This is a genomic window from Lysinibacillus sp. BPa_S21, from assembly GCF_023337795.1.
Taxonomy (GTDB): Bacteria; Bacillota; Bacilli; order Bacillales_A; family Planococcaceae; genus Lysinibacillus.
The window spans coordinates 135886-150629 of the sequence record NZ_JALIRS010000004.1 but is presented as its reverse complement, the minus strand read 5'-3'; the positions used below and the strand labels follow the sequence as shown (position 1 = coordinate 150629).

Annotated in this window: 16 protein-coding genes and 1 pseudogene; 4 read left to right on the top strand and 13 right to left on the bottom strand. The window is 35.7% G+C overall.

The features are described from left to right. Positions 1 to 37: 37 nt before the first annotated feature. Both folD and nusB read right to left on the bottom strand, forming a co-directional pair. A complete protein-coding gene (gene folD / locus MOK21_RS09215) occupies positions 38 to 904 on the bottom strand; it encodes a bifunctional methylenetetrahydrofolate dehydrogenase/methenyltetrahydrofolate cyclohydrolase FolD (protein WP_249073642.1) in 867 nt (288 codons plus the stop codon). Positions 905 to 937: 33 nt separating this feature from the next. After that, positions 938 to 1318: a transcription antitermination factor NusB gene (nusB, locus tag MOK21_RS09210; RefSeq protein ID WP_249073641.1), complete on the bottom strand. Its 381-nt coding sequence runs from the start codon at positions 1316 to 1318 to the stop codon at positions 938 to 940. A gap of 613 nt (positions 1319 to 1931) precedes the next feature. Between nusB and MOK21_RS09200 the strand changes: the two genes are divergently transcribed. Beyond that, positions 1932 to 3101, top strand: coding sequence for an MFS transporter (locus MOK21_RS09200; RefSeq protein ID WP_249073639.1), 1170 nt, complete (start codon positions 1932 to 1934; stop codon positions 3099 to 3101). A 55-nt stretch (positions 3102 to 3156) separates the two neighbouring features. On the opposite strand, the gene MOK21_RS09195 is transcribed toward MOK21_RS09200, so the two are convergent. Then, positions 3157 to 3567: an Asp23/Gls24 family envelope stress response protein gene (locus tag MOK21_RS09195; RefSeq protein ID WP_249073638.1), complete on the bottom strand. Its 411-nt coding sequence runs from the start codon at positions 3565 to 3567 to the stop codon at positions 3157 to 3159. 448 nt (positions 3568 to 4015) lie between these two features. On the opposite strand from MOK21_RS09195, the gene MOK21_RS23735 reads away from it, so the two are divergent. Next, positions 4016 to 4150, top strand: a complete 135-nt coding sequence (locus tag MOK21_RS23735) for a hypothetical protein (protein ID WP_283164665.1) — start codon at positions 4016 to 4018, stop codon at positions 4148 to 4150. A 329-nt stretch (positions 4151 to 4479) separates the two neighbouring features. Here MOK21_RS23735 and MOK21_RS09190 read toward each other — a convergent pair whose 3' ends face one another. The 3 genes from MOK21_RS09190 to MOK21_RS09180 form a co-directional block, all read right to left on the bottom strand. Next, complete coding sequence (locus MOK21_RS09190; protein WP_249073637.1) at positions 4480 to 4848, bottom strand: hypothetical protein; 369 nt, start codon at positions 4846 to 4848, stop codon at positions 4480 to 4482. 185 nt (positions 4849 to 5033) lie between these two features. After that, positions 5034 to 5192, bottom strand: coding sequence for a hypothetical protein (locus tag MOK21_RS09185; RefSeq protein ID WP_199777725.1), 159 nt, complete (start codon positions 5190 to 5192; stop codon positions 5034 to 5036). A 209-nt stretch (positions 5193 to 5401) separates the two neighbouring features. Beyond that, positions 5402 to 5584, bottom strand: a complete 183-nt coding sequence (locus tag MOK21_RS09180) for a hypothetical protein (RefSeq protein ID WP_249073636.1) — start codon at positions 5582 to 5584, stop codon at positions 5402 to 5404. Positions 5585 to 5974: 390 nt separating this feature from the next. On the opposite strand from MOK21_RS09180, the gene MOK21_RS09175 reads away from it, so the two are divergent. Next, positions 5975 to 6283, top strand: a complete 309-nt coding sequence (locus MOK21_RS09175; protein WP_249073635.1) for a hypothetical protein — start codon at positions 5975 to 5977, stop codon at positions 6281 to 6283. Between the two features lie 418 nt (positions 6284 to 6701). Here MOK21_RS09175 and MOK21_RS09170 read toward each other — a convergent pair whose 3' ends face one another. Further along, the gene (locus MOK21_RS09170; RefSeq protein WP_249073634.1) at positions 6702 to 7637 is read right to left on the bottom strand and encodes a hypothetical protein; all 936 of its coding nucleotides are present in this window, start codon (positions 7635 to 7637) and stop codon (positions 6702 to 6704) included. A 380-nt stretch (positions 7638 to 8017) separates the two neighbouring features. Between MOK21_RS09170 and MOK21_RS09165 the strand changes: the two are divergent. Continuing rightward, positions 8018 to 8387: pseudogene (locus MOK21_RS09165) on the top strand (GNAT family N-acetyltransferase); the annotation flags it as partial. Between the two features lie 379 nt (positions 8388 to 8766). On the opposite strand, the gene MOK21_RS09160 reads toward MOK21_RS09165, so the two are convergent. The 6 genes from MOK21_RS09160 to accB form a co-directional block, all read right to left on the bottom strand. Beyond that, on the bottom strand, positions 8767 to 9009 hold the full coding sequence (locus MOK21_RS09160) for a hypothetical protein (protein ID WP_249073633.1): 243 nt from the start codon (positions 9007 to 9009) through the stop codon (positions 8767 to 8769). 205 nt (positions 9010 to 9214) lie between these two features. Next, the gene (locus MOK21_RS09155) at positions 9215 to 11260 is read right to left on the bottom strand and encodes a restriction endonuclease (protein ID WP_249073632.1); all 2046 of its coding nucleotides are present in this window, start codon (positions 11258 to 11260) and stop codon (positions 9215 to 9217) included. 553 nt (positions 11261 to 11813) lie between these two features. Next, positions 11814 to 12005, bottom strand: a complete 192-nt coding sequence (locus tag MOK21_RS09150; protein ID WP_249073631.1) for a hypothetical protein — start codon at positions 12003 to 12005, stop codon at positions 11814 to 11816. Between the two features lie 224 nt (positions 12006 to 12229). Beyond that, positions 12230 to 12730 carry a phage integrase SAM-like domain-containing protein gene (locus MOK21_RS09145; RefSeq protein WP_249073630.1) on the bottom strand — a complete coding sequence of 167 codons (501 nt, stop codon included), beginning with the start codon at positions 12728 to 12730 and terminating at the stop codon, positions 12230 to 12232. Positions 12731 to 12831: 101 nt separating this feature from the next. Next, on the bottom strand, positions 12832 to 14190 hold the full coding sequence (accC, locus tag MOK21_RS09140; RefSeq protein ID WP_249073629.1) for an acetyl-CoA carboxylase biotin carboxylase subunit: 1359 nt from the start codon (positions 14188 to 14190) through the stop codon (positions 12832 to 12834). A gap of 13 nt (positions 14191 to 14203) precedes the next feature. Then, positions 14204 to 14710, bottom strand: coding sequence for an acetyl-CoA carboxylase biotin carboxyl carrier protein (gene accB / locus MOK21_RS09135; protein ID WP_249073628.1), 507 nt, complete (start codon positions 14708 to 14710; stop codon positions 14204 to 14206). Between the last annotated feature and the right edge of the window lie 34 nt (positions 14711 to 14744).

The window sequence follows — 14744 nt, the reverse complement described above, 5'->3', positions numbered from 1 at the left end:
AGATAGCTTTTTTGGCAAACTAAAGAGTCATTCAAAATTATAACTTAACTGTATGTGCAAGCTTATTTTCTGCTGCTTGAACTGTGTTGAATAATAACATAGTAATTGTCATAGGTCCTACACCGCCTGGTACTGGTGTAATGTGAGAAGCAATACCATCGACCTCACTAAAGTTTACGTCACCGCAAAGCTTGTTGTTTTCATCACGATTAATGCCAACATCTATAACAACTGCGCCTTCTTTAACATGCTCCTTCGTAATAAAGTTTGCACGTCCAACAGCCGCAATTAAAATATCTGCTTGTTTCGTGAATGCAGGTAAATCTGGTGTTTTGGAATGCGTATATGTAACGGTTGCATCCTTTTGTAGTAGAAGTTGTCCCATCGGTTTCCCAACGATATGACTTCTACCCACGATGACCGCATGCTTTCCTGCTATTTCGATTCCTGAATATTCAAGAAGCTTCATTACGCCAAACGGTGTACAAGGCAAAAATGTTTCTTGGCCAAGCATCATTTTCCCTACACTTACTGGTGAGAAGCCATCAACGTCTTTTTCAACAGCAATTGTAGCAATAACTGTATCCTCATCAATATGTTTTGGGAGTGGTAATTGTACTAAAATACCATGAATATCTTCACGATTATTTAATAATTCAATTTGTGCTAATAACGCTTCTTGTGTAGTTTCTTCTGGTAGTTTGATTAGCTCAGAAAACATACCTATTGCTTCACAAGATTTTTGCTTATTTCTCACATATGTAGCTGAGGCTTGGTTGTCTCCTACTAAAACAACCGCTAAGCCTGGTGTTAATCCTTGCTCTTTTAAACGCGTTACTCGCTCTGCTACTGAATTACGAATTTCTTGACCAATTTCTTTACCATTAATAATTGCACTTGACATAGACCTTAGTTACTCCTTCCAATTCAACACATTTTATTGTTCTGTAAATTTAGAAAGTACGCCATTAACAAATTTCGACGAGCCTTCGTCTCCAAATGTTTTGCATAACTCGATTGCTTCATTAAGTACTACTCTTTTTGGTGTTTCTGGCATGTATAAAATTTCGTATACAGCTAGACGTAAAACCGTTCTTTCAATCTTCGGTAAACGGGCAAGTGACCACTTTTCAAGATGCTTCTCTAAAGTAGCATCAATTTCCTCTAAATGTTCAACTGTTCCAGTAACAATCTTTTCGTAGAAGACATTTGTTGGTTGACCTTTAATATGGCCCATTGCTTCTTCTACTGTTAGTTCAGTATTGTCTAGCTGAAACAAAACTTGCAACGCTTTTTCGCGTGCCTCATGTCGTTTCATGTAAAGCTCTCCTTCTTAAGTGGCATTAAGGTTTATAATAGCATAAATTCGTACGAGAAACACGAATTCAAACAAGTTTTAAATAATCTGATACCTTTTTCAAGCAAGTTTTTGCTTATTTTAACTCCCTGCAATTAACTTTACTAAGAAATATGTTGAAATTAGCAATCCACCATTATTGTTTAAATAACAAGAATGTTATAATTAGGGAAATGATTTTATCTTATGAGGTGTTATATATGCATTATAAAGTTACATGTACAAGCTGTAAAAGACCATTCAAGTTATACGAAGGTGAAGAACAATATAAGCAATTCAAAGAACGTAAATCCCAACTATTTTACTGCGAGGAATGTAAACATAAAATTCGTTTTGATGCCATACGAAACTTCTTTAGCTAATAGTAGTATGTACATTTTATGAATAAACACATGCAACTTTTTGTTCAAAAACAATTATACCACCTTGTATAATTGCGAACTAATACTTCCACACTTATAAAAAAATTGATAAAAATTAAAACAAATCTTTTGACCCTATAGTTACTATAGGGTTTATTGTATTACTTGGAAATATTCTAGTAGATTTAGATTCATGTATCAAAGGAGAAAAAATGAATAAGAAGCAAATTTTAACCTTAAGTATTTTATTATCAAATTTATTCATTGCCTTTTTAGGTATTGGTTTAGTCATACCTGTACTACCAACAATCATGAATGAGCTAAAAATTTCAGGCTCAGTCGTTGGTTATATGGTGGCAGCATTTGCTATTACACAACTGATTGTCTCACCGATTGCCGGTAAAATGGTAGATAATATCGGTCGAAAAATTATGATCATTGCGGGTCTTTTTATTTTCGGTTTTTCAGAGCTGCTATTCGGACTTGGACGTACAGTTGAAATACTATTTATCTCACGTATGCTAGGTGGTGTAAGTGCTGCCTTCATCATGCCGGCAGTAACTGCATATATCGCTGATATTACAACAATATCACAACGTTCAAAAGCATTGGGTTATATGAGTGCAGCGATTAGTACTGGCTTTATTATCGGACCTGGAATCGGTGGATTTTTAGCAGAAATCGGAACTCGCATACCGTTTTACGCCGCTGGTATTCTTGGATTTTCAGCAGCTATCTTGTCAATACTATTACTAAAGGAGCCGACACGTGCTTCAGATGATGAAGAGTCTGCACCTTCAATTTTAGGCAGCGTGAAGCGTATTTTTAGCCCGCTCTACCTTATTCCGTTCGTGCTTATTTTCGTATTATCATTTGGTTTAGCTGCATTCGAGTCGTTATTCAGCCTATTTGTGGATCATAAATTCGCATTTAGCCCTTCAGATATCGCAATTATTATTACGGGAAGTGGAGTAGTCGGGGCCATTGCTCAGTTAGTGCTATTCGATAGCCTGACTAAAAAAATGGGCGAAATTAATCTTATCCGATATTCACTCATCCTATCTGCTGTTTTAACATTCGCGATGACTATAGTTAGTCACTATTTCGCAATACTGTTTGTCACATTCTTTATTTTCGTCGGCTTCGATTTAATACGTCCTGCCGTTACCTCTTATTTATCGAAAATTGCCGGTAATGAACAAGGATTTGTTGGTGGCATGAACTCTATGTTCACAAGTCTTGGTAATATCTTCGGTCCTATTTTAGGCGGGGTATTGTTCGATATAAATTTAAACTATCCATATTATTTTGCGACAATTGTTTTAACAATCGGTGTAATACTCGCTTTGTTCTGGAGAAAGCCAAAACATATCGACATCTAATAAAGTTGTGTAACATTTCATATAAAAAGAAGGGTTGCCTAGGCAACCCTTCTTTTTATTCTTGTGCAGCTACTTCTTCTTTTTCAAAGTGAATACCTGTAATGTGTACATTCACTTCTGCTGTTTCAAGTGCTGTCATATTAAAAATCGCTTGGCGAATTTGAGTTTGTACTTCCTTCGCTACTTTTGGGATTGTATAACCGTATTTCACAGAGCAAAATACATCAATGGCGATCTCACCAGTTTCAGTAACACCCGATTTAATACCCTTATTGTGAACTTTTTTACCAAAGCGTTCAACTACGCCTGTAGCAATATTACCACGAGTTGCAGCGACTCCTTCTACCTCGTTCACTGCGATTCCCGCAACAACCTCAATTACTTCAGCTGCTACTTCAATTTTCCCAAGTTCTTCTTTACCAGAAGGCGTTGGCTGTACGAAAGATTGTCCTACTTTCTCTGCCATACAAATATCATCCTTTCCCTTACACATCACAAACAAATGCTGTACTTACGCTTATTATACTATAAAAAGGAAAGTTTGGCGCCGTAAAGCCGATTTAATTTATTTAGGACATGTTTATGTCGATAAATTTAAAAAGTTGGGTGATAAAATAAAAAGTTAGTCGATAAACTCAAATAACCTCTCGATAAAAATGAAAAGCGAAAATAGCCGCTACCTGACAAATATATTTTTCACCGTCCCTCTTAGTAAATTTACCAAATTTAATTAGAGGGAGTCCTCCCTACTAGCCATTTTTCACCAGGAAACCTGACGTTGATTTTATCACTTACGACTTTCGATAATGCATCAAAATATTTCATATCTTTCCATTATATTTCCAACGAACAATCATAATAAGCTATAATTCACTATATATGTAGTTTTAATCAGGAAAGGGGAATTGAACAATATGGATATTTTTATATTTATATTAGTGCTACTTTTAGTTTATACAGGTTTAGCAATAGAAAGAATTTTGAAAGATATTCGTAAACAAAATAAAGAAATTATTGATATATTGAAGAAGAACAATCGAGAAAAATAAGACAATACAAGCGAATAAGTTGAACAGTTATTCTAGGTTTGTGCGCATGATCTTAATTCTAGCAAATTTAAATAAATAGCAGATTCAATGCACTTTAGCAAACAAAACCGGTCTGAAAGTCATGATGGCGATAAATTTAAAAAGTTAGGCGATAAATCAACAAGCGGCTTTTATATTAGTTTCTTAATCGAACATCCAGTCTTTTCTTACATTAAACTGCCCATTCGTTTAAGTACATTCTTTCACAAACATTATTGGTTTGGAAAAATTAAACAGTTTATATATTTGAAATACATCATAACGAAAAATTACTTCTTTTCGTTTCATATTTACTTATTACTTTGGCTGTTAGTATGTCCTTGCTTGCTAAATACTCTTATAATTAATTGCCCTAAAATATAAATAATTGAAACAAATATAATGGCAGCATCTCTGCCAAAAGGTTTAAACCAACCTCCATCATCAACTATAAAAAAATAGCCAAATATCAAAGAAATAACGGTCATAATAAAATTCAAGCCAAAAAACAAAGGAATTTTAATGTTTCTCGATGACATACCAACAACAATTATGAACACTAGAAATACCGGAAACAAAAAATGAGCGTGTTGCCTAGCAAGGTGACTATTATATTCGTAAAAATGAAATAAGAAAGGAACTGGAAATAAAGACAAAATACTTATAATAAACCTCTTCAATTTATATATACCCCCATATTAAATTGATAAGGAAAGCAACCTTATAGTGTAATTTTACACCATAAGGTTGTTTTTTCAATATGCTGTATTTTTTTTATTTCTAATTCTTATTGAACTAACCTCCCCGTTCGTTGAAGAGCAACAATCTTTACGAAACCAGCCATTAACTTTGTGAATATGTAGTGTTACTGTCTCTTTTCAACAAATAACAAAATTAGTGTTGCCAGTGGACCTAACACAAGAGAAAGTAAAAACCAATTTAACCCCGTTCTATTCTTCCCTTGTGCAAGTGCAGCATTGATTAACGCTAATGTACCCCAGCCTACGACATATTGATTATCCATCATCTGTCCCCCTATTTCATTTAACACTGCACGTTTGGTATAGATTTCTTCATACTTTTGATTATAACATATCCAAATTACATACTTCATAAAAGGCTAAATTCGAGAGGTAACCGGGCACTGGTGTCCGTTAAACTAAAACGATTGTTTATTTTCAAAAAACGCCGAGCTTGCTTTTCGTGCATTTTTAACGATTTCCTAAAATTTGTTCACTCCAAGTTCATCATTAGCTCGATTTCGGATGCTGCGTAAATTACGTTGTTGAACGTTAAAGGTTCTCCCATGAATACATATAAGGAACCTTGACCTTCGCTGTAATATACGTCTGTTTTACGCCCAGTCCGTTCGAGTAGTTTGCGTTGGATATTAACAATACTAACTGCAATATTCATTCCATTTAATCCCCTTATAATTCCGTTTGTTTAAGCTTCGAAACACAAAAGATGATAAATACGTCGACTGGCGATTTAAAACCGATTTTAACCACGTAAAAAGGCGAAATAAAGGCATAATGCTTCCTTATTACTAATATTCAAGCATAGTACTGTTTTCAGATAAGATCATCTGTAAAAACATTTAAATATTTCCCAAGATGGATCCACGCTGTCTTACTATTGATTTAGGCGATCATTTAAAGGCAATTCGATGAGTTGTTAGTATGTTCTTCAAGGCTTACTTCTGGAAAATCTTCCTCATTCAACTATTTAGTCACAAAAAGGAATATTAATATAAAACGTTGAATTAAGTTTAGAAAATTAATTAATTGGAAGTGATCATCTAAAATGCGAGAAAAATTAAAAAATTTTATAAACGATCCCTGGTGGTTGATTTCAACAAGTATGTCAGAATCCTTAACGAAAGAGTTAGAGAAAGAACTTTCACTAACACACATTCTCTACGGAAAAGAAGCTGTAGCAATGGCTAGAAGAGAAGATAATGATGATGTTATTTTTTGGATTAAAAAGCTAAACAAATATGCTGTTGTTCATTTAACATATTCAAAAGAAACTTCAAATGATTTCCCTATTACATTACTATTTACATTAAGTGAGTTAGAAGAATACTGTAAGACTATTTCAAAATTTTATTAAAGAAACAGAGGCTATTAGATAAAACTAAGCATTGGCGCACCTAGGTTTCAACGGCCATTATTAGCGCAACGATTAGTCGTATTCTTTAATCGTTTGTTTACGTTCCCGATAAGCGCATTTGTTCTTTAAAGATAATTAGCGCCGAATTAACGTCAATTGTTTGCTGTTATTAGCAGTTCATTATTTCATTTTTAGGATCGTTTTTAATTCGATAGATATTTCCTATTTCGAAATTTTTACGCACAAAAAAGAACCCCTAACGCATCAGTTTCGTTAAAGGGTCTAAAAATTGGATATGCCGTCTTGTTCTATTCCTAATTCTATTTAGCTGACAACTATTGCGCAAGTTGATACACCTTACTGAATTGCACTAATTTAAAGATTTAATGTTCATCAATGCTTGTTAGGATAATAAAGTTTACATATTTTCAACAAAGGATTTTAGCATCGCTGCCTCATCTAGAAACCATTTTTTCTTTAATTGCGGAGAATGATAAGAATTATCACTATGAAGATATGGTTGTGAAATAATGCTTTTTGCAACTGGAGCCATAAAAATTTTATTAAGGACTTCCAGAGGCGCCGGATACACAAAGTATAATGTTAATAGAGGTTGTGGATTTTCTATTCTCCAATTCGCAAATCCTTTAGAAAAGTTCTTGTGTTCCGGCATTTTTATCTGTTGAAATATTTGTGCGGGTAATAAATTTTGTGCCAAACAATAAAGACCATGTGCAGGCACACATAGCTGTTTCATCGCTTTACTGAAATCGGCACGCATGTATCCTGAACACAAATTTTGTAAATGTTCCCCCATTGCCTCGATATCTTCTTTGTGTAAAGCTAACAGAAATGCAGCTCCTGAACGTTCCCATTGTGGTTTCTTTGTACCAACAAATTTTTCAGCAGCATTGAGCGCTTTTGGTAGCAATATTTCATCTCTATACCACATTGCCCTCAGGAGATTGCTCATCACAACATAAAATGGGTAACCATTTTTAGTTAGCCCCAGTTCCGATGGAAGAATACGCTCCATTATTTCGTTATCCCCGCAAGCGAACGCCTCTAAAATATGTAAGGTGTTGTTACAATGGTCATACCCTCCACTGCATCCCGGTAGTAATTGATAACGCATTTCCTGGAAAATCAAATTATTCAACTTTTGCCAGTCTTGATGTATGAAGCATTCATCTAACCATATATCGTAGTTGGTTTTTAACAGTCCAAATGACATTGACTTAGTAATTTCCTCTAACAATTCATGATCTTGTGTAGCTCCTTCTTTTGCATCTTTTACAATTTCCTCGTAATTAATAATGCATTGCTCTATGTATTGACTTTGATCCTTTTCCATTATACTTTACAACCCCTTCTTTTTATTTTTCCTTTCAAAAATTACAAAGGGCATTCACCTATTCTCTCTTTTTACCATTTCATCATATTATCTACATAGGGTTCAGAACATGTCAAACCTCGCTGCACTGATACATAAGGTGCTTTATAGCTAATGATACTTTTATGTACTGTACCGCTACTATTAGGATAACTGTTTAATTTCTCCTGTGAAATGCTGCGCTTTATTGTTCAGTACTTTACTAAGCAATTTAGACCTCTTCGTTTATCGGTTTGAAGTGACAGTCAATTACTCCCAATGTATATATACCATCCCACTTTGCTATGTTACGATTTCTATGTAAATATTTTACAGAATGAGTATGAGGGAGGAGAGCTAACTTGGAAATCACAACGGATAGATTAATAATTAGACCTTTTAAGAGTACTGATTTACAGGATGTATTTGCTATTTACAATAATGACGATACATGTAAGTTCCTATTACATAATAAGTGGACTCATGAAGATATACAGGAAAGATTTAATAAGAAACTAGCAACCAGTGTACTCACTAAAGAATCAATGTTAAGTTTGGCCGTTATATACAAGACTAAAGTAGTTGGTGATTTATCTGTATAGTATACAGATATGAAAGACACTGTTGAGATTGGTTATAGTTTTTCAAATGAAGTAGCTGGGAGAGGTTTGGCGAAAGAAGCAGTAAGTAGTTTGATCTTATAAATTATTTGAAGGATTTAATGTACATCGGGGAATGCAATATTTAGCATAATTAATCATTGCATTTCTAATTTTAGAGTATATATTAATTAAATCGTTATTTAAATCTTCTTTGACTCTCTTCCCAAAAGTATTAAGCACTTTGTAAGCTACTAATGCCGAAATACCAAGTTGTGTTAGTTTTATAATTAGCTCTGGATCTGGAATTAATGATTTTCTAATCAAAAGTTGTTGATTAAAGGATCCACCTTCTTCAAGTTTCTTTGAAAATTTCTCCATTTCATCATTCGATTCGAAATTGACCAAGTCATAAGAAAATTCCATTTCTTCAGGCACTTCCTCATGCTTATCTGCAAATGGGCGCTTATCTTCCCAAACATCCATCCTTCCCCACTCTCCATTTGGAAGTTTTACGGATGAGGATTTTTCTCACTATAGAGAATTGGTGTAGCAAATAATCCATATTCACCATCTGGTAATTCATGGATAAGCGCCTCGGCAAATTTTCCCAGTGGCGGTATCGTAACATCGTGCTCAACACCCATTCCTGGAGCTATATTTCCATTAATCTGTCTTACTGCCCCTTCTAAAGCCTCCTTGGTCATTTTCATGCCATGTGAATCTACATGAGTAGTTGCTAATAACTGTTGCATATCAAAAAACCTCCTTAGATAAATCCACCATAATTAACTTCAATTATACATTTAAAAATCAAACAATATTTAATAATTCACTTTTAATTGGTATCATAAAAAAACAAAAAAGCTTGGCAGAAACCTTATAAAATATGGCTCTCCAAGCTTTTTCTAATTGTAATTTAACTATTCCCACTCGATCATCGCAGGTGTTTTTGATGTTTTACAACCCACTTTCTATGGCAGAAACAATTGCCCGTAATCTATTCACGGCACTTTTTCCATGGGCTAACATATAGGTGGAGTTCTCGGATGCAGATGCTTTGCTTACTAGAACAAGTATGCCTATTTCTTGTTTTGAAAGAATATCAAAAACATCCATCAATTCTTCCAAAGTAGGAGAAATAGCAGTTGCCCTAAGCAAAAGGTATAAATCACGCGCAGAAAGATTACCCAATAGTTCTTGTTCCTGTCTAAACTGAGAAATTACAAGCGTAATAATATCCATCTGTCGCCTTTTTGCTTCCATAAGTCCATCGAGTTTTGAAAGCCCATCTGGAACTTGAAAAATATATGCTATTTCATCTAATGATAATCCCAAGGCATGGGTACTGCGAGCCACTTCAATTAATTCCTCAACTGTGATAAGAGCAAACTTTTTCTTGCGGGCATGATTTCGTATTGTATCGCCACTAAAACTAGCCCCAACGATAGCAACATAATCAGCATTATTTTTTTCTTTATGCATATCAATTGCTACATCACTTATATCGCTATGAGATACAGTTCCCGAACTCTTAGATTTACCGTCAGCAATAGCAATTATATTTTTTCCTTCGCTATCTTTCCACCGAATAATTACATCTGTGTCGCCAGCACCACCAATACGTTTAGCATCGAAGCCCATGTAACAGAATGTTTCGGCAATAGACTCTTCAAAAGCCACCCCCGAAGCTTTTCCAAATGCCATAGGATCCTTTGAAGATTCACCTAATCGATCAAATAATTCATCAGCCATTGTTCGCTCAGGTTTTGCAGCAACAACTGGTTCCTTTGATTCATCCGCATTTGTTCCATCTTCGATGTTCAATACCTCATTAGACAACGGCAAACGGGAAACAAACTGTTTGCCCAATGAGGTCGCTTTCAAGTGCAAATATCGTGGTTCTTCCAGCAAACCTGCTTCAAGCAAAAAGCCAGCAATCCATCTAGCTTTTTCCGTATTGAGTCCATAGTTTTTTGCTTGTGCATAAATATCATTTCGAATCGAATCATTTTCGGCAGCTTGAATCATTTCCCCTACAAAGCGCATATGGCAGTGGAGAATCCTTATGAAATCCAAATCATTTCCGGTTTCGCACCACGCTTTGCTTGCTGATGTCGCAATATAAACGTTGCGACCAACTTCTTCTAAAAGCCCGGCAGCTTTTAAAAAAGGCAACATAGACTCAACGCTGCTCGTTTTTAAACTAAATTCATCCTCAACAAATTTAAATAAATCTGCTCTAGAGACACGTTCAAGCGCAAATTGAACAATAATCCTCAAATTATTGATTCGGTTCGGACTAGGCACCCAAATGTTATATGTACTGCGCTTTTTGTGTTCATCAGGAATATCAAACAGATGCTGTAAAAGTGAGGCAATCTCTTCAGGAGGTTCTGCAATAACAATATCGCTTGAATCAGATTCAAGTAAATCTAAAACATCCGCTGTCACAAGTCGCCAATCGTTGATAGCGCTTTCACCTTCAGGTGTTAATCCCCATTTTCGATTGCCTACGTCTTGTATCAAACCAAGAACTTCAAGCCAATCCATTCTACGTCTAGTATTGCTGAGATTAGCCCAACTCAAGCAAAAAGTTTCACATATTTGCTTGTCAACCTCTTCGATTCTTTTGGCGTCTGTCTGTAAAAACACTAATACTTCGCCAAAAAGACGAACTTTATCTTGTATTAAATCGGCCAAATGTCTTTTTGATGAATTATTATAAAATGAACGGCCTGTTTCAGTTAAGCTCAAAATCCCGGCTCGATTACTGACTAGCCCCATACTTTTCAAAAAAGATGCATAAGAACGCCAAGTGTAAGTTTCTGATACGCCATTTATGTCTGGATGTGAATCTAAATCTGTGGCTAAATTATCAGCAACTAACCTTATAAGTTCTTTAATAAGATTGTACCAATCTTGTTTGCTACCTCTAATGTCGGGAATTGCCCAACCTTTTTTTCTCCACTCTATCTTTTGTTGCTGTAAATCTTCAATAAACATACAAAACCTCCTTTCGGAATGTTATTCTTGAATAAATTATATTATGGTTTCAATATTATTTTTGCCCTTCGTGTTGCAGGGCCGTGCAACGTGATAATTCAAGTGCCCGAAAACCATTGATTTCCAAGGGTTTTCGGGCATTTGTTTGACAGTTCGTATTATTCCTACTCTATAGTCGCTGGTGGCTTAGATGTGATGTCATACAGTACGCCCCACCCTTAGACCTTCACGCTCCAAAACAAGTTTAAATGCTCCTTAAAACGTTCTATAGAAACATGACTTACGCTATTCTGACAGTCACAACAGCGCTGCGAACGAACTTTATAGCTTCTCAGATGGCTCTGGCACACCTCAACAGGTCTACTGTAAAAGAATGATTTTACTCTTCACTTTGAGGGGAGACTAAAATAAGACCACGCTCTTTAATATCATTTCCAAAAAGTGTATGACTTTTCTTTCACTTTCTTACCATTGTCCCACATTTCTAAAGTGCTACTCCATGGCTCATCATCTTTACCAAATGAAGGATATTTATCTTTGGTTTCAACTTTAGCTACCACTCAAAATTATCTTCTTCTAAAACCGCTCTAAAAGTTTCATAGTAATTTCCATCACCTGCAAAGCTATCCTGAACTTTTAAAGTGTCTACAACTTGAAATCCTTTTTTCTTTACTGTATTAGCTAATGTTTCTTGTTTCTCCTCAAGACGAGGAAACTCTTTTACAATATCGTCAAACAAACTCATTTCCTTACCACCCTTCTATTTTAATTAATACCTTATACGCACTAGATGCTAGAAAGTTTCATTAATAATATGAGAATTTTAATATCCCATTCTACTTTTTATAGATTTATACTTAAATCCAACATTTTGATCAAATTTACTTTTTTCTCTATCTAAACCGTAGTATTTATATAATAACCTAGTAACTTCTATAATCGTTAATGCACCATAATTTATTACATGTTCTATATTTGCTTCTCATCAGCAGGAAGTTTAATCTTGGTATCAACACGTATACGAACGTCTTTCCAAAAATTTCTCTCTATCCACCCGTTATCGTAAAGTCGATTTAAAACAGCTTTAATGACACGTAGACGGCTTTGTTTCGATACATCCGAAATATCCCCTAAGCTCGCAAGCCAACCAAATATAGACTCCAATTTAATGTCATCTACGTATTCAATTTTCATTGCATCTACTAAACGTTTAAAAGTATAAATATATTCACTGATTGTCGCTTTACGAACGCCCGACAGACGCATTTGCTCTTTCACAATTAACAAAGCACTATTAATTTCTACACCTTTCCTACCCTCATGTAATTCAGCTACATCAATCATTAACTTTGGTGGAGTAATCAGTATCGTATCTTCCTCTTTAAACGTACCCTCAAAACTTGGTAGCTGTATAGCTACTGTCACATCTTCTAAATCAAAAATCCCTGTACGCTGACCTTTTCTAGCCAAATAAAAAACCTCCTAACAATTGAATGTTAGAAGGTAATTTTATTGCGATATTTGAAATGCGTTCTATTCCCTATTCTATTCCCCAAATCCACAAATAGCAATTACTTGCTTGTCCCCAAAACATCATTCTCTTCTAGGAACTTCGTATTGAATTGTGCTGATTTGAAAACGTCATTGTTCATCAATGCTTGGTGGAATGGAATTGTTGTATTGATCCCAGGACCAGATACTTCAAATTCGCTAAGCGCACGATTCATTTTCGCGATCGCTTCTTCACGTGTATTGGCATGAACAATTAGTTTTGCAACCATTGAATCATAGTATGGTGGGATTGTATAGCCAGCATATACAGCAGAGTCAATACGCACACCATAGCCACCTGGAGTTACGTAAGTATCTACAGTACCAGCTGATGGCATGAAGTTTTTATAAGCATTTTCTGCGTTAATACGGCATTCAATTGCCCAACCATTTAATTGAATATCATCTTGCGTGAAAGGAAGTTTTTCACCAGATGCAATTTTTAATTGTTGTTGTACAAGATCTACACCAGAAATCATTTCTGTTACTGGGTGTTCTACTTGAATACGAGTGTTCATTTCCATGAAGTAGAATTTATCTTCTTGATAGTCATAAATAAACTCGATTGTTCCGGCACCTTCATAGTTACAAGCTTGAGCAGCTTTCACGGCAGCGGCACCCATTTCTGCACGACGCTCAGAAGATAGCGCTGGAGATGGAGCTTCCTCTACTAATTTCTGCATACGACGTTGAACTGTACAGTCACGTTCACCTAAATGTACAACGTTACCATAGCTATCTGCTAATACTTGGATTTCACAGTGACGGAAGTACTCGATGAATTTTTCTAAATATACGCCAGGGTTACCGAATGCTGCAGCAGCCTCTTTTTGCGTAATTTCAATGCCTTTTACAAGGTCTTCTTCTGTGCGAGCGACACGGATACCTTTACCGCCACCACCAGCAGTTGCTTTGATGATTACTGGGTAACCAATTTTAGCAGCCCACTCTTTACCTGTTTCGATATCTGGAACAATACCAGTACCCGGAACAAGTGGAACACCTGCTGCTTCCATTGTTGTACGTGCAACGTCTTTAATACCCATAATTTTAATAGAATCTGATGAAGGTCCAATGAACTTAATGCCTGCGTTTTCACAAGCCTCAGCGAAGTCAGCGTTTTCAGATACAAAACCGTAACCTGGGTGGATACCGTCTGCACCAGTTTTTTCTGCTACGCTAAGTAAAGCCGGGAAGCTAAGATATGAATCTTTTGATAGCTTTGGTCCGATACAATATGCTTCGTCTGCTAATTTCACATGTAATGCGTCAGCGTCTGCTTCTGAGTATACAGCAACAGATTGAATGCCTAACTCTTTACAAGCACGAATGATTCGCACAGCGATTTCGCCGCGGTTTGCAATTAAAACTTTTTTCATGATTGTGCACTCCTTACTCAGCTTTTACAAGGAATAATGGTTGACCGTATTCTACTAATTCACCGTCTTTAACAAGTACCTCAACGATTTCCCCTTGAACTTCTGCTTCAATTTCGTTGAATAGTTTCATAGCTTCTACGATACATACGATTGTTTCATTACCAACTTTGTCCCCCACTTTAACGTAAGCTGGTGAATCAGGATTTGGAGATTGATAAAAAGTTCCAACCATCGGAGACACAATTTTATGTAACGATGGGTCGTTATTTGCTGGTGCCGCAGCTGGTGCTTCCTCAGCTTTTTCAGGAGCTGAAGTAGCTGGTGCTACAGGAGCTGCTGCTGGTGCAGATTGTTGTACAACAGGTGCAACAACTTCTTTTTTAGGTGCTACAGTTTCAGTAACAACAACACCATTCTTTTTTAATTTAACTTTTGCGCCATCAACTTCATAAACGAACTCGTCAATTGAAGAAGAATCTACTAATTTAATAATTTCACGAATTTCTTGAATTTTGAACATTTCTAACTCTCCTTATGAAATAAAATCTACTACA